Origin of the sequence: Humibacillus xanthopallidus (genome assembly GCF_006717145.1) — a bacterium.
GTDB lineage: Bacteria > Actinomycetota > Actinomycetes > Actinomycetales > Dermatophilaceae > Humibacillus > Humibacillus xanthopallidus.
Window position 1 is genome coordinate 1,677,079 of the sequence record NZ_VFQF01000001.1, and the last position, 23,730, is coordinate 1,700,808.

Annotated in this window: 20 protein-coding genes and 1 riboswitch; of the genes, 10 read left to right on the forward strand and 10 right to left on the reverse strand. The window is 71.8% G+C overall.

Annotated elements, in window-relative coordinates; all coding sequences use genetic code 11:
* The first annotated feature begins 24 nt into the window (after positions 1-24).
* On the forward strand, positions 25-867 hold the full coding sequence (gene purU / locus FHX52_RS07430; protein WP_141821264.1) for a formyltetrahydrofolate deformylase: 843 nt from the start codon (positions 25-27) through the stop codon (positions 865-867).
* Between the two features lie 136 nt (positions 868-1,003).
* Here the strand turns inward: purU and FHX52_RS07435 are convergent, their stop codons facing one another.
* Entirely contained in the window at positions 1,004-2,371 is a 1,368-nt protein-coding gene (locus FHX52_RS07435; RefSeq protein ID WP_246069660.1) for an outer membrane protein assembly factor BamB family protein, read from the reverse strand.
* On the opposite strand from FHX52_RS07435, the gene FHX52_RS24270 reads away from it, so the two are divergent.
* The 6 genes from FHX52_RS24270 (at position 2,361) to FHX52_RS07460 (ending at position 9,258) form a co-directional block, all read left to right on the forward strand.
* A complete protein-coding gene (locus tag FHX52_RS24270; RefSeq protein WP_246069661.1) occupies positions 2,361-2,576 on the forward strand; it encodes a hypothetical protein in 216 nt (71 codons plus the stop codon). The two genes, FHX52_RS07435 and FHX52_RS24270, sit on opposite strands and share 11 nt — an antisense overlap.
* A gap of 301 nt (positions 2,577-2,877) precedes the next feature.
* Positions 2,878-4,215, forward strand: coding sequence for an efflux RND transporter periplasmic adaptor subunit (locus tag FHX52_RS07440; RefSeq protein WP_141821266.1), 1,338 nt, complete (start codon positions 2,878-2,880; stop codon positions 4,213-4,215).
* Between the two features lie 3 nt (positions 4,216-4,218).
* Positions 4,219-4,965, forward strand: coding sequence for an ABC transporter ATP-binding protein (locus FHX52_RS07445; RefSeq protein ID WP_141821267.1), 747 nt, complete (start codon positions 4,219-4,221; stop codon positions 4,963-4,965).
* Positions 4,962-6,185, forward strand: a complete 1,224-nt coding sequence (locus FHX52_RS07450) for an ABC transporter permease (protein WP_141821269.1) — start codon at positions 4,962-4,964, stop codon at positions 6,183-6,185. Before FHX52_RS07445 ends, FHX52_RS07450 begins: the two co-directional genes overlap by 4 nt.
* Before the next feature lie 6 nt (positions 6,186-6,191).
* The gene (locus tag FHX52_RS07455; protein WP_141821271.1) at positions 6,192-7,103 is read left to right on the forward strand and encodes a DUF5666 domain-containing protein; all 912 of its coding nucleotides are present in this window, start codon (positions 6,192-6,194) and stop codon (positions 7,101-7,103) included.
* Positions 7,096-9,258 carry an efflux RND transporter periplasmic adaptor subunit gene (locus FHX52_RS07460; RefSeq protein ID WP_141821272.1) on the forward strand — a complete coding sequence of 721 codons (2,163 nt, stop codon included), beginning with the start codon at positions 7,096-7,098 and terminating at the stop codon, positions 9,256-9,258. Before FHX52_RS07455 ends, FHX52_RS07460 begins: the two co-directional genes overlap by 8 nt.
* 32 nt (positions 9,259-9,290) lie before the next feature.
* Here FHX52_RS07460 and FHX52_RS07465 read toward each other — a convergent pair whose 3' ends face one another.
* The 6 genes from FHX52_RS07465 to FHX52_RS07490 all read right to left on the reverse strand — a co-directional run bounded on the left by FHX52_RS07465 (position 9,291) and on the right by FHX52_RS07490 (position 16,254).
* Positions 9,291-9,893 (reverse strand): glycerol-3-phosphate acyltransferase, encoded by a 603-nt coding sequence (locus FHX52_RS07465; protein WP_141821274.1) that lies wholly within the window; start codon positions 9,891-9,893, stop codon positions 9,291-9,293.
* Positions 9,890-10,783, reverse strand: coding sequence for a DegV family protein (locus tag FHX52_RS07470; protein ID WP_141821276.1), 894 nt, complete (start codon positions 10,781-10,783; stop codon positions 9,890-9,892). Before FHX52_RS07470 ends, FHX52_RS07465 begins: the two co-directional genes overlap by 4 nt.
* 45 nt (positions 10,784-10,828) lie before the next feature.
* Positions 10,829-13,789: a leucine--tRNA ligase gene (locus FHX52_RS07475; protein ID WP_141821278.1), complete on the reverse strand. Its 2,961-nt coding sequence runs from the start codon at positions 13,787-13,789 to the stop codon at positions 10,829-10,831.
* A 178-nt stretch (positions 13,790-13,967) separates the two neighbouring features.
* Positions 13,968-14,744 carry a sortase domain-containing protein gene (locus FHX52_RS07480; protein WP_185747111.1) on the reverse strand — a complete coding sequence of 259 codons (777 nt, stop codon included), beginning with the start codon at positions 14,742-14,744 and terminating at the stop codon, positions 13,968-13,970.
* A gap of 8 nt (positions 14,745-14,752) precedes the next feature.
* A complete protein-coding gene (locus tag FHX52_RS23780; protein ID WP_185747112.1) occupies positions 14,753-15,457 on the reverse strand; it encodes a hypothetical protein in 705 nt (234 codons plus the stop codon).
* Between the two features lie 149 nt (positions 15,458-15,606).
* Positions 15,607-16,254 carry a lysoplasmalogenase gene (locus tag FHX52_RS07490; RefSeq protein ID WP_141821282.1) on the reverse strand — a complete coding sequence of 216 codons (648 nt, stop codon included), beginning with the start codon at positions 16,252-16,254 and terminating at the stop codon, positions 15,607-15,609.
* A 115-nt stretch (positions 16,255-16,369) separates the two neighbouring features.
* On the opposite strand from FHX52_RS07490, the gene FHX52_RS07495 reads away from it, so the two are divergent.
* A complete protein-coding gene (locus tag FHX52_RS07495; RefSeq protein ID WP_141821284.1) occupies positions 16,370-16,744 on the forward strand; it encodes a thioesterase family protein in 375 nt (124 codons plus the stop codon).
* Positions 16,745-17,640: 896 nt separating this feature from the next.
* Here FHX52_RS07495 and FHX52_RS07505 read toward each other — a convergent pair.
* From FHX52_RS07505 to FHX52_RS07515, 3 genes are read right to left on the reverse strand one after another with little or no spacing between them, the layout of a single operon-like run.
* Positions 17,641-18,252: a YgjV family protein gene (locus tag FHX52_RS07505; RefSeq protein WP_141821286.1), complete on the reverse strand. Its 612-nt coding sequence runs from the start codon at positions 18,250-18,252 to the stop codon at positions 17,641-17,643.
* Positions 18,253-18,262: 10 nt separating this feature from the next.
* Positions 18,263-18,643, reverse strand: a complete 381-nt coding sequence (locus FHX52_RS07510; protein ID WP_141821288.1) for a DMT family transporter — start codon at positions 18,641-18,643, stop codon at positions 18,263-18,265.
* Positions 18,643-18,957: a DMT family transporter gene (locus FHX52_RS07515; RefSeq protein ID WP_141821290.1), complete on the reverse strand. Its 315-nt coding sequence runs from the start codon at positions 18,955-18,957 to the stop codon at positions 18,643-18,645. Before FHX52_RS07515 ends, FHX52_RS07510 begins: the two co-directional genes overlap by 1 nt.
* Before the next feature lie 9 nt (positions 18,958-18,966).
* A riboswitch (guanidine-III (ykkC-III) riboswitch) is annotated at positions 18,967-19,031 on the reverse strand.
* Positions 19,032-19,115: 84 nt separating this feature from the next.
* On the opposite strand from FHX52_RS07515, the gene FHX52_RS07520 reads away from it, so the two are divergent.
* Positions 19,116-21,413: a CHAT domain-containing protein gene (locus FHX52_RS07520; protein ID WP_141821292.1), complete on the forward strand. Its 2,298-nt coding sequence runs from the start codon at positions 19,116-19,118 to the stop codon at positions 21,411-21,413.
* Positions 21,414-21,434: 21 nt separating this feature from the next.
* On the forward strand, positions 21,435-23,726 hold the full coding sequence (locus tag FHX52_RS07525) for a CHAT domain-containing protein (protein WP_141821294.1): 2,292 nt from the start codon (positions 21,435-21,437) through the stop codon (positions 23,724-23,726).
* Positions 23,727-23,730 lie beyond the last annotated feature (4 nt).

The following is a 23,730-nucleotide window of genomic DNA, read 5'->3' on the forward strand; positions in this document are numbered from 1 at the left end:
GTCGCGCTGGTCCAGACTGCTCCAATGGCTCGGCACATCATGACCCTCAGCTGCGACGACCGACCCGGCATCGTCGCGGCCGTCTCGGCGGCGCTGCTATCGGTCTCGGCCAACATCGTCGAGAACCAGCAGTACTCCGACGAGGCGACCAACCTGTTCTTCATGCGCACCGTCTTCGACGCCGAGCCCGATGAGGTCGAGCAGGTCCTCGCCGCGGTCCGCGAGAGCCCGGCCATCGCCCACCACCATCTCGAGGCGCGCCCCGAGGACGAGCACTGCCGCACCGTCATCCTCGTCAGCAAGTTCGACCACTGCCTGCTCGACCTCCTGCACCGCTGGAAGTCGGGCGACCTGCCCATCGACATCGTCGCCGTCGTGAGCAACCACGAGGACTGCCGCGGGCTCGTGGAGTACTTCGGCCTGCCCTTCACCGTCATCCCGGTGACGAAGGAGACCAAGGACGACGCCGAGGCGCAGCTGCTCCGGCTCGTCGAGACCGAGCGGGTCGGGCTCGTCGTGCTCGCGCGCTACATGCAGATCCTCAGCGACGGCCTCTGCCGGGCGCTCGAGGGCCGCGCGATCAACATCCACCACTCGTTCCTGCCCGGCTTCAAGGGCGCGAAGCCGTACCACCAGGCGCACGACCGAGGCGTCAAGCTCATCGGCGCCTCCGCGCACTACGTCACCGCGGACCTCGACGAGGGCCCGATCATCGAGCAGGACGTCGTTCGCGTGACGCACGCGGAGTCGCCCGAGCGGCTCGTCGCCATCGGCCGTGACGTCGAGCGCCGCGTGCTCTCCCGCGCGGTGCGTGACCACGCCGAGTCGCGCGTCTTCCTCTCGGGGCACCGCACCATCGTCTTCTGACGTCAGTCGCGCCTCGCCGCCGCCGTATGCCGCAGGGCCGGGTCGTCGGCGCAGCGTGACGTGAGGCGGCCGGCACCGGGACGTCTCCGGTGCCGGCCCTCCCCACCGGTCAGCTCTGTGCCGTCGCTTCAGTCCGTCACTTCAGGCCGAAGGCGTAGAGCTTGTTGTTGCCCGAGCCGAAGCCGAAGTTGCTGTAGCCGGAGCCCCAGTAGACGGTGCCGTTGGAGATCGCCGCGCCCGAGAGGCATGATCCACCGCTCGCGAAGCTCCAGAGGATTCCACCCGTGGCTGCGTTGAGCGCATACATGTGCCCCTGAGCGTCGAGCGAGCATCCGAACACGACACCGTTTGCCGTCGTGACCGGGCCGGAGGTGCTGCCCCCATCCGGTGGCCTCGTCTGCCAGAGGATCTGCCCCGTCGCCGCGTCGAGCCCCGACCAGATGCCACTGGTGTTGGTCGAGCCGGCCGGCCACGGCTTGGAGTTGCTGTTGGCGTTCTGGGTGTAGACCCGCTTGCCGTCGACGGCAGAGCCCCACTGGAGACCGCCGGCGGTGCCACCGGGGCCCGTCGTCGTCCTCCAGACGACGGCGCCGGTGTCCGGGTTGAGCGCCCAGTAGTCGCCGCTCTTCTGTCCGGCCCCCACGAGGTCCTGCGGCTTGCCGTTGACCCGGACCGTGAAGAGCCCGGGCGCCTGGCCGAAGTCGTAGTCCGGGCCGGCCGGCTCGGGACAGTTGCTGCCGTCACCGATGAAGGGGATGCAGTCCACCGTCCAGGCGTCGAAGGGCAGGGCGCGCGTCGCCCACTTGATCGCGCCCGTCCTCAGGTCGAGGGCAAGGATCGAGTCGAAGTGGTCGTCCGGCGACAGACACGCCGTCTGCCCCGCCGGATCGCCCCCAGCGGCCTCCACGCAGGCGAGCACCGCGTCCGGCAGGTCGTAGTTGTTGCCTGTCGCGATGTAGACCGACCCGCGCTTCGTGTCGATGGCCGGCGAGCTCCCCCACACGGCGTTGCCCGGGTAGCCATCGGGCGTCATGTACGTCTTCCAGAGGATCTTCCCCGTGGCGAGGTCGATGGCGAGCATGCTGCCGCGGAAGGTGCAGCAGGGATAGCCGGGCACGACTGCGGCCAGGGCCTCCTCCTGGGAGGCAACCCCGACGTAGACGACCCCGTCGAAGACCGTGGCCGACTGCGTGATGATCGCGGCGGGGTTATCGTCGGCCTGGGTGCTCCAGAGCAGGTCACCCGTGTCCCTGTTGATGGCAAGCACCTTGCCGCCACCACCGAAGGGGCCTTGGGTGCCGATGACGATCGCGCTGTCCGTCACCGCCGGCGTGGCCCGAGCCTTGTCGCCCGCAATGCCGGTGTAGCTCTCGATGGTGTGCTGCCACACCACTGCGCCCGTCGACCGGTTGACGGCATAGAGGTTGCCGGCCCAGTCGGGCACGTAGACGCGCTGCCCGTCCACCGCGGGCGTCGCCGACACGTCGCCTCCGGTGCTCAGCACCCACTTCGGGCTGAGTCCACCCACCGTCGCTGGCGAGATCTTGCTCTCGCTCGCGGCATACCTCGTGTTCTCCCGGTTCCCACCGGCCGAGCTCTATCCGTTGCCCCCGGGCGCGGCCATCGCCGCCGCTGCACCGATGAGCAGCGAGCCCAAGGCCGTTGCTGCCACCGCGATCCGTGCCCTACGCCATCTGCCGGTCATCTAGGCTCCTCGCCGACGACCCGCGCGCGGGTCGTTCCGACCCCGAGTGGACGACTCCGAACCTAGACCCGACCCGGGGTCGCAGTCTGCGAAATCGCCTACGTGACAGAGGTGCCCACGTTGTCACGGTATGTCGTGACAGAGTGGGCCGATCGGCACACGACGACCTCCCCGCGTCGACGCCCAGCGAGCGCCGGGCAAACCCATAGCCTCCTGATAGGCCACGTTCCTCCAACTTCCAGACTGCAGACCTACCGTCGCGATGACCCAGGACGGGTCCGGGACGGCGAGGGAGACGGTGGACGATGGGTGGACCAGCGCGGGTGACGGGTCGTCGGGCCCGACCGTCCCGAAAGGGGCGCGGAGGCCGCCGCCTCATCGTCAGCGGTGTCGTCGCGCTGGTCGTCCTCGCGGCCGGCGGAGCCTTCCTGCTGACCCACCGGACGGCTTCAGCGGCGACCGCGCCTCGGACCGTGACGGTGTCTCACAGTGCGGTCCAGCAGACGGTGCAGGGCACGGGGACCATCGAGCCCGCCGTCGAGGACGACGAGTCGTTCGGGTCCACCGGGACCGTCGACAACGTGCCGGTCAGCGTCGGTGAGTCCGTGACAGCCGGGCAGCTGCTCGCATCGATCGACGCGAGCGCGCTCCGGAGCCAGCTCACGCTCGCACGAGCGGTCGTCACCGAGGCACAGGCGCAGGTGTCGGCGGCCAGCGCGAGCGGGTCGGCCAGCCAGCTCGCCGCGGCGAACGCCCAGCTCGCTGCCGACCAGGCGAAGGTCGACCAGGCCCAGCAGGCCGTGTCGCAGGCGCGCCTGACCTCCCCCATCGACGGTGTCGTCGCGGGCGTCAACGTCAAGGTCGGCCAGGCCGTCACCGGCGGCTCCTCCGCCGGGGGCGCCTCCGGCTCGACGGGGACCACCCGGTCCGCAGGAAGCGGAGGCGGGGTGGCGGCTTCGGGGACGTCGAACGGGACGTCCTCGAACGCGGTGTCCTCGAGTGCGGGAAGCTCCGGCGCCGGGTCGTCGGGCGCCGCGGTCACCGTCATCTCGACCCGGACCTGGCTCGTGCAGACCCAGGTGTCCAGCACCGACCTCCCCGGCCTGAAGAAGGGCATGCAGGCCCAGATCGTGCCCTCCGGGTCGCGCACGACGATCTTCGGCACGGTCGACACCATCGGCATCGTCGCGTCGTCGAGCTCGAGCGGCACGTCGCAGTTCCCGGTAACGATCGCCGTGACCGGCACCCCGAGCGGGCTGTATGCCGGCACGTCGGCCACCGTCTCCATCCTCGTCAAGCAGCTCGACAACGTGCTCACCGTGCCGACGGCAGCCCTCGCCAGCTCGGGCGCAAGCACGACGGTCACGGTCCTGCTGAACGGCGCCGAGGCCGCCGTCCCCGTCACCATCGGGCGGGTCTTCGGCGCGAGGACCGAGGTCACCTCCGGGCTCTCCGACGGTGCGCAGATCGTCCTGCCCGACACGCTCGGCTTCCGCGGCACGACCGGGTCGGCCGGGGCAGGCGGAACGAGTGGTTCCGGCGGGGGTCGAACCGGGGGCTTCGGCGGCGCAGGGGGATTCGGTGGAGGCGGCTTCGGCGGGGGCGGCGGCTTCGGTGGCGGCGGCAACCGGAACGGGGGCTGAGACGTGACCCTCTCGACCTTCGGCACCAGCCGCGCAGAGGCCGTCGGAGCCCCGGCGATCCTCGAGCTCGTCGACGTCGGCAAGACCTACCGCACCGGCGCCCTGACGGTCGAGGCGTTGCGCGGTGTCACCCTGTCTGTCGGCGACGGTGACTACGTCGCCATCATGGGGCCGTCCGGCTCGGGCAAGTCGACGCTCATGCACATCCTCAGCTGCCTCGACGTCCCGACGACCGGGCGGTACTCCCTGGCGGGTGAGGACGTCAGCGGCCTGGCCGAGCGCCAGCTCGCCGAGATCCGCAACCGACGCATCGGCTTCGTCTTCCAGCAGTTCAACCTCCTCGCGTCGATGTCGGCGTGGCGCAACGTCGAGCTACCCCTGGTGTATGCCGGGGTGTCGCGTCCCGAGCGCCGCGCCCGGGCCCTCGAGGCGCTGGGTCGCGTCGGCCTCGCGGAGCGTGTCGACCATCGACCCGGTGAGCTGAGCGGCGGCCAGCAGCAACGGGTCTCGATCGCTCGGGCTCTCGTCACCGACCCCACGCTGATCCTCGCCGACGAGCCCACCGGCAACCTCGACTCGGTGTCGACGGCCGAGGTGCTCGCCCTCTTCCGCGACCTGCACGAGCAGGGCCGCACCGTCGTGCTCATCACCCACGAGGCGGAGGTGGCGGCCGAGGCCGACCGCACCATCCGCGTGCTCGACGGCCGCGTCGTCGGGGACGACGCCCGAGCCGGGGGCCGGACCCCGTGACCTGGCTGGAGACGGTGCGCACGGCCTTCGACGCGATCCGCAGCCGCCGCATGCGCTCGGCCCTGACGATGCTCGGCATCCTCATCGGCATCGCCGCAGTCATGCTGACCGTCGGCCTGGGCCAGGGCGCCCAAGCCCAGGTCGCGAGCCAGATCAACGCCCTGGGGTCCAACCTGCTCATCGTCACACCCGGCAGCGCGACCGCGGTGGGCGGCATACGGGGTGGGCGGGGGTCTGCGACGACGTTGACAGCGAGCGATGCCGCCGTGCTCGCCGACGCTCGCGTGGCACCCGACATCGCTGCGGTGGCACCGGTGTCGACGAGCTCGCAGAGCGTCGTCGCCAACGGGCAGAACTGGACGACGAGCATCGTCGGGACCACGCCCCAGTGGCCCGTCGTGCGCGCCCGGTCGACGCCGACAGGACGCTTCTTCACCGCCGCCGAGCTGAGCGCAGGCGCACCCGTCGCCGTCATCGGCTCGACGACAGCGGAGCAGCTCTTCGGCCTGCGCTCGCCCGTGGGCCAGACGGTCAGCATCGGCGGGGCCCAGCTGACGGTCATCGGTGAGCTCAACCCCGCCGGGTCGACCGTCGGAGGCGACCAGGACGACCAGGTCGTCGTCCCGGCGACGACGTTCGCGGCCGACCTCTCTGCCGGCACGCCGTCCATCTCGTCGATCTACCTCGAGGCCGTGAACCAGCAGGACCTGTCGGCTGCCTACCAGGAGGCGACGAACGCGATGCTCACCGCGCACGGGGTCACGACGGCGACCGCGGACTTCCAGGTGGGGAGTCAGGCAGCCCTCGTGCAGACCGCGACAAGCACTGCACGAACGCTCACGGTGCTGCTCGCAGGCATCGCGGCGATCTCGCTGCTCGTCGGCGGGATCGGTGTCATGAACATCATGCTCGTGTCCGTCACGGAGCGGATCCGAGAGATCGGCCTGCGCAAGGCCCTGGGGGCGACACCGCGTGTCATCCTGCGCCAGTTCCTCACGGAGGCAAGCCTGCTCGGCCTTGCGGGAGGCATGCTCGGGGTCGGGCTCGGTGTCATCGGAGCTCTGACTCTGCCCCAGGTCCTCGAGCAGCCGGTCACCCTCTCTGCCACGGCTGCCCTCGGAGCGCTCGCCGTGTCGCTCGTCATCGGCATCGCAGCCGGCGTCTATCCCGCCGGCCGAGCCGCCCGCCTCGCCCCCATCGATGCCCTGAGAAGTGAGTGATCCATCATGCGCCGTCCCCTGGTCTCCACCGTCGCCATCCTCGCCGCCGTCGCCGTCCTCGGCCTCGCCGGATGCAGCAAGGCGGCCCAGTCCGCCCCGCTCTCCCCCGCTGACCAGACGAGTGCCGTCGGTGGTTCCGCGGGCGCGGCCGGTGGAGCTGCGGGCGGTCGCGGCCAGTTCCCCGGAGTCGCGGGCCTCGTCGCGGCCGTCACCGGCAGCACCGCGCAGGTGCAGGGCAGCAACCAGCAGACCGCGGTGACGTGGACCAGCACGACGCGATTCACCGCCCAGGCTGCCGCCTCCGCGTCCGCCCTGGCCGTCGGCGAGTGCGTCATGGCGCGTCCGGCCCGACCGGCGGGTGGTGTGCCCGGGGGCGCCCCGACGACAGCGGCGAACGCAGGTTCCGGGTCCCCAGCCCCCGCCACCAGCGTGGCGGCCGCCACGGTCCAGGTGTTCGCGAAGCAGGGGGGCTCCTGCTCGCTGAGCCTCGGGAACCGGACCGGGTCCGGTGCCTCAGGCACGCCGAGCAGTGCACCCGGTGGGTCTCCCACGGGATCGCCCGGCGGGGCAGCAGATGGCGTACGGCGGGCGTTCGGCGCCGTCGGCATGATCACCGCGGTCGGGGCCGGGGAGTTCACCGTCTCGCCGACCGTGCGGCTCGGGGCGATGCCCACCCGGCCGGTGACGGTCACCTACACCTCGTCGACCGTCTTCACCCGCCTGAGCCGCTCGGCCGCGTCCGCGGTCAAGGTGGGCGTCTGCCTGAGCGCGCAGGGTCGGACCGACGACACCGGCGCGCTGACGGCTGCGGCCGTCACCGTCAGCGCCCCGACGAAGGGCACCTGTCAGACCGGCTTCGGGCGTGGCTTCGGCGGTGGGCAGGGTGCTGGGCAGGGCTCGGGGGCAGGTCGTGGCTGACGGCTCGCGACGGCCACGCCTTCCCCGCGGACCTGTCATCGCCGGGGCGGCGCTCCTCGCCGTCCTGCTCGCCGCCGGAGGTGTCTGGACCGCCTCGGCAAGCACCGGCACGTCGACGCCGGCCGACTACCGGTTCGCCGTGGTGACGCGCGGCCCCGTCGCGCAGGTGCTGACCCTCGCCGGCACCGCGCAGCGCGTCAACCAGGTGACGGCCTCCTTCCCCGCGAACGGCACGGTCACCGCTCTGCACGTCGCCGTCGGCGACCACGTGTCGGCGGGCCAGAGCCTTGCCGCCATCGACCCGACCGCGCTGCGCGCCAGCCTGCTCTCCGCCCAGGCGAGCCTCGCCCAGGACGAGGCGTCGCTCTTCGCCGACGGATCGGCATCCTCGACGACCGCCTCCACGACTCCCGCGTCGTCCGCCAGGACCACGACGACCGCCACGCCGCCGACATCCACCACGACCACGAGCACCAAGACTCCGACCACCACGCGCGCTGGCGGAGCCATGGGCACGGGCACGACGCACACGTCGACCCCAGCGGGCCGCACCGGGTCGGGTGGCTCTTCGACGGGGCGCCCCTCCGGCGGGTCGTCGTCACCACAGCTCAGCGCGAGCACCGTCCAGCGCAGCCTCTTGGCATCGCAGAGCGCCCTGGTGACCGAGGAGCGCGTGTGCGCTCCGGTGCTGGGCGCCACATCCGGGCCATCTGCAGGCCCGGTGCCCGGAGCCCCCCCACACTCGCACGCGCAGCCGACCGGCACACCGGCGCCCACGACGGTGGTCCCGACCCCGACCGGCGTCTCCACCACCGGACCCACCACCGGACCCAGCGCCGGACCCAGCGCCGCCCCCACCAACGGACCCACTGCCACCCCCACGGGCACGGGCACGCCGACCACCGGCCCCACGTCCGGCCCGACCTCCACGGGGTCTCCGGGCCAGGGCACGGGAAGCGGCGGCGGTCCGAGTGCCGCGGCGCTCCGCTCCTGCGCGGCGGCGATGCTCGCGGTGTCGCGCGCCCAGCACGGAGCGGAGGTGGCCATGACCGGTCTCGCCACGCAGATCGCCCGTGAGCTCAGCACCATCGTCTCGGCCAGCACCACCACCCAGCCGTCGGGAGCCGCCTCGTCGTCGCCGGCCTCCTCCAGCTCCACGGCCGGGAGTGCCGCGCGCGCAGCCGGTGGCTCGGGCGGCTCTGGCGGCTCAGGCCGCTCAGCCACCTCAGGCACGTCGGGCAGCTCCGCCGCCTCGGGCAGCTCGGGCAGCTCGGGCGCCTCGGGCAGCTCGGGCAGCTCGGGCGGCTCGGCTGGGTCGAGTGGCTCGAGCTCCTCCAAGGGCGCTGCGTCCTCAGGGGCGAGCACGGGCCCCGCAGTCCGGGTCGCGGCCGATGACGTCGCGATCCTCGAGGACCAGGCGGCGGTGACGCAGGCAAAGGCCGGCCTTGCCGGCGCCACGCTCAAGGCGCCGATCGCCGGCACGGTCGCACAGGTGACCCTTGCGGTCGGCCAGGCGGACGGCTCCGGGAGCATCCTCATCGTGGGCAACGGCGCGGTGTCCGTCACCGTCGACGTGCCGGTCGCCGACATCGGACTCGTGCATGCAGGCCTGGGCGCCCAGGTCACGCCTGCGGGCGCCGCGTCCCCCGTCGCCGGCGCGGTGACGGGGGTCAGCCCGCTGCCCGTCTCCTCGACGTCGACGTCGCCCCTCTTCCCCGCCGTCGTCATCGTTCCGCGCCCGCCGCAGTGGTTGGCGAGCGGCTCGTCCGTCGCGGTCGCGATCACGGTTGGCGCCGCCGCTGATGCCGTTCGTGTGCCGGTGTCGGCGATCGCGGGGCTCCAGTCCGGCACGGGAGCGGTGCAGGTGCTCGACGGCGCGGGCACGAAGCCGCAGTCGGTCACGGTGGGGGCGGTCGGCGGTGGCTACGCGCAGGTCCTCACCGGGCTCCACGACGGCGACCGCGTGGTGCTCGCCGACCTGACAGCCGCCCTGCCCTCGAACCAGTCCGTCAACGTGCGCGGCCTCGTCGGAGGGGGCGGGGCGGGCTTCGGCGGCGCTCGGGCCGGCGGGTCAGGCGGGGCCGGCGGCGGCTCCTCGACCGGCGGCACCTCGAACGGCGGCACCGGTGCCGGCGCGCCGCGCACGGGCGGGTAGGCGTCAGATCATGGCGAGGTGCGCGCGCCGCGTCAGCCGACGCGGCGTTGCCGCCACCAGCCGACGACGTTGTTCTTGTGGCGGGCGAGCACGACGAGCGCGAGGGCGGTGAGCCAGACACCAGTCCAGACGTCACCCGGCCAGTGGCCCGTCCAGACGAGCACGGCGATGACGAGCATCGCGACAGCCCCGAGGATCGAGCCCGCCGCCACCCACCGGGTCAGGGCGAAGCCGAGCGCGAAGACGACGAGGACGACGACGGCGATGAGGGGATGCACTCCGAGGATCGCGCCGAGCGTCGTCGCCACCCCCTTGCCACCGCGGCCGTGGAGGAAGGGCGACCAGATGTGCCCGAGGACGGCTGCGAGCCCCACGGCATACGCGAGATGGGGGCCGACCCAGTGGGCCGCGATGACGGTCGGCACGAGCCCCTTGAGCACGTCGAGCACGCCGACGAGCACACCCCACTTGCGCCCGAGCACCCGGCCGGCGTTCGTCGCGCCCGGGTTGCCGGAGCCGGCGACCGAGAGGTCCGTGCCGAGCACGCGGGCGATGAGCGTCGCGGGGTTGACCGACCCCACGAGGAAGGCGAGGGCGATCGCCACCGCCCACCCGAGCACCACACCGGCGGTCACGGCGCGGGCACCTCAGCGGGATCGGGCAACGGCTCACCCGGGCGCGGCGACAGCGCGATGGCCACGGTGCCGGGCCCGACGTGGGCGCCGACGACGGCCCCGAGCTCGACGATGACCACGTGGGGTGAGCCGGGCACGGCGCGGTGCAGCTCGGTCGCGATCTGCTCGGCGCGCGCCTTCGCGTCGAGGTGGTGGACGGCGATGTCGACGACGAGCCCACCCGCGCGCACCCGCTCGACCGCCATCGCGACGATGCGTGCGATGGCGCGCGAGGAGGTGCGCACCTTCTCGACCGGCGTGATGCGTCCGCCGCGCACGGCGAGGATCGGCTTGATGGCGAGCGCCGACCCGAGCAGCGCCGACGCCGCTCCGATGCGTCCACCGCGTCGCAGGTGCTCGAGCGTGTCGACGTAGAACAGCACGCTGGAGGACTCCAGACGCGCACGCGCAGCAGCGACCACCGCTGCGGCGTCGACCGAATCCCCTTGTGCCGCAGCCTCGGCCGCCGCGACGACGGCATACCCCATCGCCATGCCGATGGTCTCGCTGTCGATGACCTCGACGGGCACCGGCGCGTCTGTCGCCGCGAGCCGGGCGGCCTCGATGGTCCCCGACATCTGCGACGAGAGATGGATCGACACGATCGCGGTCGCACCCTCGTCGGCGAGCCGCTGGTAGGTCTCCGCGAAGACCTGCGGCGTCGGGCGCGAGGTCGTGACGATCGTGTAGTGGCGCAGCGCGTCCGCGACCTGCTCGGCCGTGACGTCGCGGCCCTCCACGTGGTCGCGACCGCCGACGATGACGTGGAGCGGCACGACCTCGATGCCGTGCCGCTCCACGACGTCCTCCGGCAGGTATGCCGTGGAGTCCGTGACGACCGCAACGGTCACGTCGCGCTCCTTCCGCCGGTCACTGCCTGAGGGGACTCGCCGATGTCACACCGGGACGACGTTGACGAGCTTGGGAGCCCGCACGATGACGGTGCGCACCCCCGCCTCGGTCGCCGCCCTCACCTTGTCACGCGAGAGCGCCAGCGTGCGAAGGTCCTCCTCGCTGATGTCGGGAGACACCTCGACGCGGTCGCGCACCTTGCCCTTGATCTGGATGACGCAGGTGACCTGCCCCATGACGATCTTGGCCGGGTCGCTCACCGGGAAGGCGGCGTGCGCCACCCCGTCGTCGTGGCCGAGGCGCGACCACATCTCCTCGGCGATGTGCGGCGCGACGGGAGCGACCATCAGCACCATCGCCTCGACGACCTCGCGCGGCGGCACCTCGAGCTTGGTGACGCTGTTGTTGAGCTCGATGAGCTTGGCGATCGCCGTGTTGAAGCGCAGCCCCTCGAAGTCGTCGCGCACCCCGGCGATCGTCTGGTGCAGCTGCGTCGTCAGCGCCTGGTCGGGCGCCACGTCCGCCACCCGCAACGCGCCGGTCTCCTCGTCGACGACGTTGCGCCACAGCCGCTGGAGGAAGCGCTGGCTGCCGACGACGGCGCGGATGTCCCACGGCTTGCTCAGCTCGAGCGGCCCCATCGACATCTCGTAGACACGGAAGGTGTCGGCGCCGAAGGCGTCGTACATCTCGTCGGGGCTCACGGAGTTCTTCAGCGACTTGCCGATCTTGCCGTACTCGCGGAAGACCTGCTGCCCCTGCCAGGTGAACGTCGGCTCCTCGCCGTGGGCACCGGGGTGCTCCTCGACCTCGGACGCCTCGACGTACTGCCCGCGGCTGTCGGTGTAGGCGTACGCCTGGATGTAGCCCTGCGAGAAGTACTTGCGGAACGGCTCCTCGCTCGAGACGTGCCCGAGGTCGAAGAGCACCTTGTGCCAGAAGCGGGCGTAGAGCAGGTGCAGCACGGCGTGCTCGACACCGCCGATGTAGAGGTCGACGCCGCCGGGGTCCACCGTGCCGGCAGGGGCGCCGGCGACAGGCTCCGCGTGACGGCCGAGCCAGTAGCTCTCGTTGGCCGGGTCGACGAAGGTCTCGTGGTTGGCCGGGTCGAGGTAGCGCAGGTAGTACCAGCACGAGCCGGCCCAGTTGGGCATGGTGTTCGTCTCGCGGCGGAAGTGCCGCACGCCTCGACCGTCGCCGAGGTCGACCTCGACGTTGACCCACTCGGGCACCCGCGACAGCGGCGGCTCGGGCGAGCTCGTCGCGTCGTCGGGGTCGAACGTCTTGGGCGAGTAGTCCGGCACGTCGGGGAGGGTCAGCGGCAGCTGGTCGTCGGGGACGGCATACGCCACCCCGTCGTCGTCGAACATGACGGGGAACGGCTCGCCCCAGTAGCGCTGGCGGCTGAAGAGCCAGTCGCGCAGGCGGTAGTTGATGGTGCCGCGCCCGTCGCCACCGTCCTCGAGGTAGGCGATGATGCGCTCCTTGGCGTCCTCCACAGCCAGCCCGTCGAGGCTGACGGTGGCGTTCGCGGAGTTCACCGCGAAGCCGTCAGCGACGAACGGCTCGGTGAGCGGCTCGTCGCCACCATCGGGGCGGGCGGCGACGACGCGCACGATCGGGATGGAGAACTTCGTCGCGTACTCGAAGTCGCGCTCGTCGTGCCCGGGCACGGCCATGATGGCGCCAGTGCCGTAGCCCATGAGCACGTAGTCGGCCACGAAGACCGGGATCGCCTCTCCCGTCAGCGGATTCGTGGCGAAGGAACCCGTGAAGACACCTGACTTGTCCTTGCCCTCCGTCTGGCGCTCGACATCGCTCTTGCGCGACGCCGCCAGCCGGTATGCCGCCACGGCCTCCTTCGGGGTCGCGCTCGCTGCCGCGTCCGCCCCCGTCCAGTCCGCGTGCGTGCCCTCGGGCCAGCCACCTTCGGGCACGAGGGAGTCGACGAGGGGGTGCTCGGGGGCGATGACCATGAAGGTCGCACCGAAGACGGTGTCGGGCCGGGTCGTGAAGACCTCGATGCCGCCCTTCTGGCCGGCAAGCTCACCGGAGGCCAGCGGCACGGGGAAGGTGACGCGGGCACCCTGCGAGCGGCCGATCCAGTTGCGCTGCAGGCGTTTCACGTTCTCGGGCCAGTCGACGCCGTCGAGGTCGTCGGCCAGCCGGTCGGCATACGCGGTGATGCGCATCATCCACTGCGAGAGGTTGCGCTTGAAGACCGGAAAGTTGCCGCGCTCGGAGCGGCCCTCGTTCGTGACCTCCTCGTTGGAGAGCACCGTGCCGAGACCGGGGCACCAGTTGACCGGGGCCTCGGACTGGTAGACGAGGCGGAAGCCGGCCAGCACGCGAGCGCGCTCGGTCGCGGTCAGGTCGGCCCAGCCGCGACCGTCCTCGGTCAGCGGCGCACGCCGGCCCGACTCGAACTCCTCGACCAGCTCGCTGATCGGACGCGCCCGACCGCGGCCGCCGTCCGGGCGCACGGCATCGGCGTCGTACCAGGCGTCCCAGATCTTGAGGAAGATCCACTGGGTCCAGCGGTAGTACTCATCGTCGATCGTCGCGAAGGTGCGGCGGTTGTCGAAGCCCAGCCCGAGGCGGCGCAGCTGGCGCTTCATGTTCGTCATGTTCTCCTCGGTGGTCTTCCGAGGGTGCTGACCGGTCTGGACGGCATACTGCTCCGCCGGCAGCCCGAACGCGTCGTAGCCGAGGGCGTGCAGCACGTTCTTGCCGAGCATCCGGTGGAAGCGGCTGTAGACGTCGGTCGCGATGTAGCCGAGGGGGTGGCCGACGTGCAGGCCGACGCCCGACGGGTAGGGGAACATGTCGAGCACGACGAGCTTCTCGCCGAGGCTCGCCACGCGCTCGGGCTCGGCCCACGGGCCGGCCGGGTTGGGCGCGTTGAAGGTGCCGGACTCCTCCCAGCGGTCCTGCCACGCGAGCTCGATGTCCTGGGCCATGCGGGCGGTATAGCGGAACGGTGTCTCGTTGCTCTGCTCGCTCATGTCTTCTCTTTCGTCGCTGCTCGGTCTGGGCAAAAGAAAACCCCTCACACAGGAGGGGAAGCCGCGTTGATGTCGGGAGTCCCGACCTTCGTCAACGCGGCTGCGGAAGGAGCAGCAGGCCAGCCATGCGCCTAGGTTAGCGCAGAGCCCTCGCCCCCTGCGGGGGCACGTGGGCTCCTCACGAGGGGCTGGATGACCTCAGGCTGCCGACGACGACGTAGTTGCCGGCGTAGGAGAGGCGGTCGGGTGGGATGACGCAGCTGATGGCCACTACGGTGTCGGGCCGCACGGTCACGACGGCGGGGGTGCTCGTGAGCTTGTCGAAGGGCACGGTGAGGACCTCGGTGACGGCGTAGACGAAGCGCCCTCGCGTCGTCGTCAGCACGAGGGTGTCGCCCTTGCGCACCTGCTGGAGACGGCTGAAGACCCCGCGGCCCGGGTCATCGGGATGGAACCGGTTGGCGTGCCCGGTGATGAAGGTCGTCTGGGTGCCGGGGACGGTCGGCGGCGCCCCGAGGTCGATGCGCGCGACCTTGTCGAGGTAGGGCGCGTCGTAGCACGGCCGGTTCGCGACCTCGCACCTCGTCGACGAGTTGTAGCGAGCCAGCCCGGATGAAGCCGCGTCGACGATGACTCTCGAGCCGCGCTGGGCCCGGAAGTGCGTCAGCTCCCCCGCACCCACGGGCTTCAGCGCGCTCGGAGCGTTGCTCGGTGACGCCACCGACGAGGACCCGCTGGGGGTGTCCTCCGGAGCCGGCGCCGCGGGTGAGGACGACCCCCACCCCGGTATGCCGCTCGGCCCGGTGGCGGTCGTCGGGCCCGGGCTGCCGCAGGAAGCCACCAGCAGCACGACGCACGCGAGCAGCACCCCGAGCACCCCGAGTGCTCTGGGAGCACTCGGGGCACGGGATGTCCGCACGGCACCCGCCCGCGTGGGCTGCCGGGGCTCGGTCACGCCACCCCTCAGGCGTCCCGGTCACCCGAGCCGGAGCGGATCACGCGCGGCGGTCGCACGCCGAGGGCGATGAGCAGACCGACGAGGGTGAGCAGCACGAGGAGCGCCTGGAGCGGCGTCACCCCGAGCTGGGTCGTGGACACGTCGGAGTCCACGCCCGCCTTGACCGGCTGCAACGGGTAGGTCGACGGCACGGCCGCCGGCGTCGTCGCCGAAGGCGTCGACCCCGTGGCGGGCGGCGTGCTGTGCGTGACGGGCGGGGTCGTGGTCGTCGTGACCGGCGGCGTCGTCGTCTTCGTGACCGGCGGGGTCGTCGTCGGCGGCGGGGTCGCCGGCGGGCAGTCCGACACCGAAGGCTCGGGGTGGAGCTTGGGCGTGTTGGCCACGATGACGACCGAGCGGAACTGGCCGTCCTTGAACTGCTGGCCCACCGTGACGGTGCCGTCGTAACCGAGCAGCGAGTGGTTGTCGACCCAGATCGGGTTCTGACCCGTCTGCAGCCGCTCCGCCTTGCCGGGCTTGGAGACGTACTTGCAGACGTAGGACTTGTGCGGACTGTGTGCGGTCGTGGGAGGAGCCGCACCCGCCGCCCCGACCCCGGCCAGCAGCGCCAGGGCCGCCCCCGCGGCCAGTGCGCCTCCTGCGACTCGGGCCCCCCGGCCCCTGACGAATCCCCCGTGAGAGTTCTCGACGCTGCGCGGCGTCTGTGTCATGGCTGTGCCTCCTCGGCATGGGTCGACGTCCTGCACGACCCCCGAGGACAGGACCCACGAAGCCCCCACTTCGCACAGAGCAACGGTTGCACCACGCGAGGACGCGCGGGGCGTTTTGGGGCGTTTCCCCGCCTCTCCCCAGCGTGGGCTCAGCGGAAGAGCCCGACGACGATGAGCGTCTGGGCCAGGTGGTAGGTCACGATGATGGTGAGCGGCGCCCACCGCCGCTCGTGCACGAAGCGGTCGTGGCCAAGGACCGTGTCGGAGGCGAGGAACAGCAGGCAGCCGAGCAGCACGACCGGATCGCCCTTCCACGCCGCGGCGAGCGCGAGGGCGAAGAGCGCGAGCTGGTAGAGCAGCACGGCACCGCGCTGTGCTCCCGCGTGGCGCACGATGTCGCGCCCCACCGTCGCGTGCAGGGCGAGCAGACCGGGTACGACGAGCAGCAGCCACCACGGGAAGCCGCCCGCGCCGGTCGTGCCGAGGATCGCCCAGACGTAGGCGACATGGGCGAGCAGGAAGGAGCCGAGCCCCACGAGGAAGCGTCCGGCCGTCGCGTTGAGCAGGGCGACGTCGCCAACGAGCGAGAGGGCGAGGGCGACGAGGACGGGCCCGAGCTGAGGCGCGCCCGGCACCGCACCCTCCCAGTCGAGCGACCAGGCGATCCCCATGAGCAGGACGATGACGAGGGGCTTGGTGAGACGCTCGACGAGCACGTCGCCGCGCACGACGGAGCTCCAGTTGATGAGCGCCGTCACCCCGAGCGCCACCGCGAGGACCCACAGGTGGGTGGTCACGGGCACAGGGTGACAGCCGCCCGAGCCTGCGGAGGGCGCGACACGCGGGATCCACCTGCTGGGCACGAGGGCTCACCGAATCGGCGGCACGGCGATTCTCTGCAAGACTCGAGCAATGCCCATGCGCAAGTTCCACCACACGGTGACCGCCGACGACACCTCGTCGAGTGTCGGCAGCGGTGACCTCGAGGTGCTGGCCACGCCCCGCCTCATCGCCTGGTGCGAGAGCGCCGCCTTCCAGGTGTGCCAGCAGCAGATCGATGCCGACCACACGACGGTCGGCACCATGGTCAGGATCGAGCACGTCAAGGGCAGCCCCGTGGGCGCCGAGATCACCGTGCTCTGTGCCGAGCCGATCAACGACGGCCGCCGCCTCGTGTGCCACGTCGTCGTCAAGGAGTCGGACGGCGAGGAGATCGCCCGGGGCGAGGTGCACCGCGCCGTCGTCGACCCCGACCGCTTCCTCAGCAAGTGCCAGCGGCTCGCCTGAGCTGAGCCCCGCACCACACGACCCTGCCGTATGCCGCCCATGACGCTCCCAGCGCGTCTTGGCACGATGGGCCTGTGAGCCTCGGACTGCTCGGAGCCTTCGTCGCGGCCGTCGCCTACGGGTCCGCGACGATCCTCCAGGCGATCGGCGTGCGACGGCTCGCTGCCCTGCCCCCTCGCACGCCCTTGCGGGAGCGGGTCGCGACCGGCTGGCTCTATCCGGCGGGGCTCGTGCTCGACGCCGCGGGCTTCCTCGCCTCGGTTCTCGCCCTGCGCACCCTGCCGCTCTTCCTCGTCGAGTCGGCGATCGCGTCGTCGGTCGCCGTCACCGCCGTGCTCTCCGTCGTCGTGCTGCACGTCCGGTTGCAGAGCCGGGAGGTCGTCGCCCTGGGCGCCGTGGCACTCGGGCTCGTCGCTCTCGCCGCGGCCGCACAGGAGGGGCCGGCGCTCTCACCGGGCGGCGCCATCGGGTGGTGGCTGCTCGTCTCCGCGGTCGTCGTCGGCGTCGTGCTCGCGGTGGGCCTGCTCGACCGGAACCGCGGGCGCGCTGCGGTCCTGCTGAGCATCGGCGCTGGCCTGGGCTTCGGCGGGGTCGGGGTCGCGGCCCGCGTCATCGACGTGCCGACGCCGTGGTGGCACCTGATCGGCGACCCGACCGCCTGGGCCCTCGGCGCGCACGCGGCCCTCGCCACGGTCTGCTACGCCGTCGCCCTGGTGCGCGGTCGTGTCACGACGGTCGCCGCACTGACCTTCGCTGCGGAGACGACCGTCCCGGCCGCGATCGGCATCGTCTGGCTCGGCGACGGCGTGCGCCCCGGCTGGGCCCCGGTGGCACTGGCCGGCTTCGTCATGACCCTGGCCGGGTGCATCGCGCTGGCCGGCCGGGCCGAGGCTCCGTCAGAGGACGAAGGCGTTGCCGTCACGGCGGAAGCCGAGACGCTCGTAGTAGGGGTCGACCATGCCGGCGGGCGTGAGGACCCGGCTGAAGCCGCGTCGCCGGAAGGGGCCCTCGGGGCCGAAGACGAACTCCCCCGGTGAGTAGTCGCGGTAGCGCGGCGTCACCCAGTCGAGCAGGAGCTGGGCCGTGCCGGACCCCGCGTCGCGCAGGATGACCGCACCGACGGTCTCGTCGCCCTTGAGCACGAGAAAGCACGGGTCACCCGCGAAGGGGTCGTGCACGAACTCGGGGTTGAACTGCCGGATGTCGGCCTCGTGCACGCGCAGCACACGGCGCAGGTAGGTGTCGTCGCCGGCCACCTCGAGCACCTCGTAGGCGGTGGCGTCGTGCTTCTCGCGAGACATCCGCACGAGGTAGGTGATGTTGATGGCGGCGAGCACGATGTTGAGCCCGACCATCGGCCACACCTGGTTGGCGAGGTTGTAGACGATGAGCACGACGCAGCCGATGAGGTTGATGACGCGCAGGCGTCGCAGCTGGGTCTGCAGCAGCGACCAGACGAGCACCGCCGAACCGGCCCAGCCGAGGGCCTCCAACCACCACGAACCCATGCTCGCGACCCTATGGGCGGGGGCCCTCCGGCGTCGATGGCTTGGCCGATGCCTTCGCCGCCGTCCCCGTCGAGGTGTGGCCCACGAGCTTCAGCCCGATGACCGCACCGACGATCCCCGCGAGCAGGAAGACCTTGACGAGGGAGAAGGGCTCGTCCCCGAAGGTCATCGCCCACGTCACGGTGAGCGCGGCACCGATGCCGGTCCACACGGCATACGCCGTGCCGATGGGGATGGTCCGCACCGCGTGGGCGAGCCCCAGCATCGACAGCGCGCCGGCGACGAGGAAGACGACCGAGGGCACGAGGAGGCTGAGGCCGTCGGAGGCGGCGAGCGCCGAGGCCCAGACGGCCTCGAGGACGGCACTGGCGAGCAGCACGAGCCACGGCATCACGCCACCGCCTTGAGACCGGCGACGCACCCGACGAGCACGAGGAGCAGCAGTCCGCGCGCGAGGTCGAGCCGCTCCTCGCGGCGGGCAACGGCCAGCAGCACGGTGCCGACGGCCCCGATCCCGACCCACACGGCATACGCGGTGCCGGCCGGCAGGCCTGTCATCGCCCACGCGAGCCCAGCCATGCTGAGCACGAGCGCGACGGCGAAAAGCACTGTCGGGCGGGGCCGCCGGAAGCCGTCGGAGGCGGCGAGCGCCGTGGCCCAGACCGCTTCGAGCGCGCCGGACAGGATGAGGACGAGCCAGAACATGACTACCCGATCTGGCCGTCTTGTCGCTGGGCGGGTACGGCTCCCTCGTCCGCGAGCGCATCCGCGCGCTCGTGACCATTCTACATATTCGGTATCAGGGCGGTCGCCCCGGCGTACTGTCTGCTGCAAGGTGCGGTTCCTGCGGAGTGAGGACTGCCATGAGCCGTGACTATCTCGATTTCGATCTCGCGCTGACCCGCGACGGGTCGGCGTATGCCGTCCGCGTCGTCTCCTCGCCCGCTGGCGAGGCGTCGGCCCCCTTCGAGCTGCCCTTCATCGGAACGGAGCTCGCGCAGTTCATGATCGCGGTAGGACCTCCGCGCGTCGCCTCGCGCCGGCTCGTCCCGGTCGCGACGCGGGTGGGCGGGGTCAAGGACTACGGGCGCAAGCTCGGTGACGCCCTCCTCACGGGGCCGGTGCTCGAGGCCTTCACGAAGAGCCTCGACACGGCCGGGTCGCAGGGCAAGGACCTGCGGGTCAGGCTGCGCCTCGACGCCGTGCCGGAGCTCGACTCCGTGCCGTGGGAGTACCTCTACGACAGCCGGCTCGAGCGCTTCCTCACCCTGTCGCAGGAGACGCCTGTGGTGCGGCTGCTCGACTCGCTCAAGCGGCCCCCGTCAGTCACCGTCGCGGCTCCGCTGCGGGTGCTCGTCATGATCTCGAGCCCGTCCGACATGCCTGAGCTCGCCGTCGACCGGGAGAAGCAGCTGCTCCTCGCCACGACCGCCGACATGGTGGCCAGCGGGCAGCTGTCCGTCACCGTCCTCGACACCGCGACGCTCACGGAGCTGCAGCGGGCGCTCCTCGGCGACTACCACGTCTTCCACTTCATCGGCCACGGAGGCTTCGACGACGACGCGCAGGAGGGGGTGCTCGTCCTCGAGAAGGAGGACGGCACGAGCCACCGCGTCTCGGGCAACCGGCTCGGCACGCTGCTGCACGACGCCCGCAACCTGCAGCTCGCTGTCCTCAACGCGTGCGAGGGCGCCCGCACCTCCGGCCGCGACGCCTTCTCCGGCGTCGGGCAGGCACTCGTGCGCCAGGGACTTCCCGCTGTCGTCGCGATGCAGACCGAGATCAGCGACCGTGCCGCGCTCGTCTTCAGCCACGAGTTCTACTGGTTCCTCACGCAGGGGCTCGGCATCGACGCCGCCATCTGCGAGGTGCGCAAGGCGATGGCGGTCTCCGACGAGGCCTCCGAGTGGGGCACCGCCGTGCTGCTGAGGTCCGGCACCGACCAGCCCTTCACCTTCACCTCGACCGGGCCGACGGTCTCCTCGCCGCAGAGCCGGCTCCAGTCCCTCTACGACGCGGCGCAGGTCGCCATCAGCACGGGTGCGACGGCGACGGCGCAGCCGCTGCTCGAGCAGATCACCACGGAGAGCCCCGACTTCCGCGACGCGACGCAGCTCCTCCAGCGCATCCGGCCCCGGACCGAGGACGGCCTTTCGGCCGAAGCAGCGCCGTTCGTCACCGACCCTGTGCCGCAAACGGATTCGCGACACAGCGAAAGGCAGACATCTGAGCATCCAACACGGCCCGACACGACCGACGCGAGCGACACCAAGGGAACGAGCGGCACGGGCGGTGGCACGGGCGGTGGCACGGGCGGTGGCTCGGAGCAGCCCCGGCCGAGCCGCATACGGCGCATCCTCATGTGGGTCGGCGCGGTGCTCGGGGTGCTCGCGATCGCGGTCGGGGCGATCGTCTGGTGGGACTCGTCCGCGTCGTCGGTCGCCAAGGCGTGCGGCCCGGGCGGCGGCGCCTTCCCCCCGGTGCCCGCCGGTGCCCTCACCCTCGGCTGCGCGACGACCGCGCCCGTCATCGACGGGAGCTTCGCCGACTGGGCGGGCGTGCCCGAGGGGCAGCTCGCGACCCAGGTCTTCCCGGCCCCGCCGGCGCCCGCTCCCGACGACCTCCAAGCCACGTGGCAGGGCCAGTGGGACTCGCGCTTCCTCTACCTGCACCTCAGCGTCGACGACGCCAACCGGCGCCATGTCGATGCCGCGAAGCCGACGGAGTTCTGGAAGGGCGACGGGGTCAGCTTCGAGTTCGGGCCCGACGTGTCGACCCTTCCGGCATCGACGAAGCCGCGCTCCGGCAAGGACTACCACGTCATGGTCGGCGTCACCCCCCTCGGTGGCCTCGCGTCGTTCAACATGGCCAACGCGGGGGCGATCCGAGACGGTGGGCGCCTGACCAACGTCGTGCTCTCCCGCACGGACCGGCCCGGCGGCTACGAGGTCGAGATGGCGGTGCCGTGGTCCGACGTGGGCCTGGTCACTCCCCCGGCCCGCGGGTCGATCTGGGCGATGAACGTCAACGTCAGCGACGCCGCCGACTCCTCCACGACGTGGCAGCTCGCCCGGATGATCAGCACCAACCCGGTGCGCACCGGCAACGGCCAGCCCGCCCGCTGGCAGCCCCTCGTCCTCGCCGACTCGGCGGGCTCCTGACCTGACGGAAGGAGCGCCCCGATGGGCAGCAGCCACGCAGACTTCGACATCGAGATCGTCGGCGCCCCGCCGGCGTATGCCGTCCGGGTCCTCTCGTCGCCCGCCGGCACCGCGTCGGCCACCTTCGTGAACCCCTTCACTCCTCTGGAGATCGCGCGCTTCCTCAACGCGGTCGGGCCTCCCCGGGTCGTGTCCCGCCGGCTCGTGCCTGTCGAGGGCCGCGTCACCGAAGTGCGCGCCTTCGGCCAGCAGCTCTCTGACGCCCTCTTCGCCGGCGACGTCGGAACGGTGTTTCGCGAGAGTTTGGCCAGCTGCGTGCGGGACGGCTCCGAGCTGCGCATCCGGCTGCGGCTCGAGGCGGTGCCGGACCTCGACGGGCTGCCGTGGGAGTACCTCTACGACAGCGGGCTGGAGCGCTTCCTCACGCTGTCGAAGAAGACCCCGGTCGTGCGGGTGCTCTCGTCGGCAGATCCGGCCCCGGCCGTCACCGTGACCCCGCCGCTGCGGGCGCTCGTCATGATCTCGAGCCCTGCCGGGCTGGCTCCGCTCGACGTCGAGCGGGAGGAGCGTCTGCTGCGCCTCACGACCGAGGACCTCGTGGGGTCAGGCCTGCTCGAGCTCGTGGTGCTCACCGAGGCCACCTTGTCCAACCTGCAGCGAGCGCTGCTGCAGGACGTCCACGTCTTCCACTTCATCGGACACGGCGGCTTCGACGACGGCACGCAGGAGGGTGTCCTCGCCCTCGAACGCGAGGACGACGGCGGACCCCACTTCGTCTCGGGCGCCCGGCTGGGAACGTTGCTGCACGATGCCAGCAGCCTCCAGCTCGCCGTCCTCAACGCCTGCGAGGGTGCCCGCACGAGCAGCCGTGACGCCTTCTCCGGCGTGGCGCAGGCCCTCGTGAGGCAGGGCCTTCCGGCCGTCGTGGCCATGCAGTCCGAGATCTCCGACCGCGCTGCTCTCGACTTCAGCCACCAGTTCTACTGGTTCCTCACCCGGGGCCTCGGCATCGAGGCCACGCTCTGCGAGGTCCGCAAGGCGATGGCGGTGTCGGACGAGGCAGCCGAGTGGGGCACTCCAGTCCTGCTGAGGTCTGAGACCGGACAGCCCTTCAGCGTCATCGGCTCCCCCGCAGCGCCCGGGCCGACCGGTCGCGTCGAGACGGGGCCGGCCCCGCTCTCGTCGGCTGCCGCCGACCGGCGCGTCGCCTCGCTCTACGACGCTGCCGTCGCCGCTCTCGCGGCAGGCAGGCGCGACATCGCGCGGCCGCTGCTTGAGCAGGTGGCTCTCGAGGAGCCGGGCCACCGCGACGTCCAGCAGCTGCTCGACGATCTCGAGCGTCCCGGCGCCCAACCGCTGGTGGCGACCACGCCGCCCGCACCGAACCCAGCCGTCAGCACCGCCGCCCACCCACCTCCGGTCATGCCGCCGGCCCCAACTCCAGCCGCACCGGCAGCCCGCCCCTCCCTGCAGGAGAGGCTGCGCAGGCTGTTGCTGGTGGTCGGCACTCCCCGCGAGCCCAGCAAGGGCTTTCGCTGGCTCCGGCGGTGGCTCATCGCCCTGGGCCTTGTCCTCGTCCTCGGCGTCGGCGCGCTCGTGTGGTGGATCGTGCGCGTCGGTCCCTATGCCGACGCCTGCGGTCCGTCAGTCACCTCGAGCGGTTCGGTTGCGCAGTCGGTCAACATCGCTTGCGCCCTCGACACACCTCGCATCGACGGAGCGTTCACCGAGTGGACGGACGGCACCAGCCACCCGATCCCGGCTGCCGCCGGCGAGGGCACGGCAGTGGCGCAGCACGCGTCGTGGAAGGCACGCTGGGACAACAACGGCCTCTATCTCTACGCCAAGGTGCAGGACGGCACACCCCGCGCCGACACCGTGACGCCCGACACGGCATACCTCCTCGTCGACGGCGTCACGGTGCTCTTCGGCAATGATGCCCGGCGACTGCAGACCACCGACCAGGGCAGGCTTGGTGACTCGGCCGTGACGCTGGCCGTGACCACGCAGGGCATCTCGGCGTCACGGGCCAACGACAAAGAGCTCACGGGCTTCACCGCCGCCCCCGAGGTGGTGGCCCAGGTCGTGCGCGGCGTGGACGGCTACGTGCTCGAGGCGCGCATCCCGTGGCGGACACTGGGCCAGGCGAAGGTTCCGAAGGCCAACACCGTCGTGGCCCTGTGTGTGCTCGCCACGGACGGCAACCCCGGAGGGGCCTCCCCCACGACCCTCAGTGGCTGTCCGGAGTGGAGCGCGGGGCGCGAGCTCCACCCCGGATCCTGGCAGACGACCATCCTGTCCCTCGACGAGTAGGAGC

Excerpts from the sequence above, each read along its gene's own strand:
- FHX52_RS07520 (WP_141821292.1), top strand. The coding sequence starts at position 19,116 with ATGAGCCGTGACTATCTCGATTTCGATCTCGCGCTGACCCGCGACGGG.
- FHX52_RS07510 (WP_141821288.1), bottom strand. The coding sequence starts at position 18,643 with ATGCCGTGGCTCGTGCTGCTCGCCAGTGCCGTCCTCGAGGCCGTCTGG.
- purU (WP_141821264.1), top strand. The coding sequence starts at position 25 with ATGGCTCGGCACATCATGACCCTCAGCTGCGACGACCGACCCGGCATC.
- FHX52_RS07475 (WP_141821278.1), bottom strand. The coding sequence starts at position 13,789 with ATGAGCGAGCAGAGCAACGAGACACCGTTCCGCTATACCGCCCGCATG.
- FHX52_RS07525 (WP_141821294.1), top strand. The coding sequence starts at position 21,435 with ATGGGCAGCAGCCACGCAGACTTCGACATCGAGATCGTCGGCGCCCCG.
- FHX52_RS07505 (WP_141821286.1), bottom strand. The coding sequence starts at position 18,252 with ATGGGTTCGTGGTGGTTGGAGGCCCTCGGCTGGGCCGGTTCGGCGGTG.
- FHX52_RS07455 (WP_141821271.1), top strand. The coding sequence starts at position 6,192 with ATGCGCCGTCCCCTGGTCTCCACCGTCGCCATCCTCGCCGCCGTCGCC.
- FHX52_RS07495 (WP_141821284.1), top strand. The coding sequence starts at position 16,370 with ATGCCCATGCGCAAGTTCCACCACACGGTGACCGCCGACGACACCTCG.
- FHX52_RS23780 (WP_185747112.1), bottom strand. The coding sequence starts at position 15,457 with ATGACACAGACGCCGCGCAGCGTCGAGAACTCTCACGGGGGATTCGTC.
- FHX52_RS07515 (WP_141821290.1), bottom strand. The coding sequence starts at position 18,957 with ATGTTCTGGCTCGTCCTCATCCTGTCCGGCGCGCTCGAAGCGGTCTGG.
- FHX52_RS07440 (WP_141821266.1), top strand. The coding sequence starts at position 2,878 with ATGGGTGGACCAGCGCGGGTGACGGGTCGTCGGGCCCGACCGTCCCGA.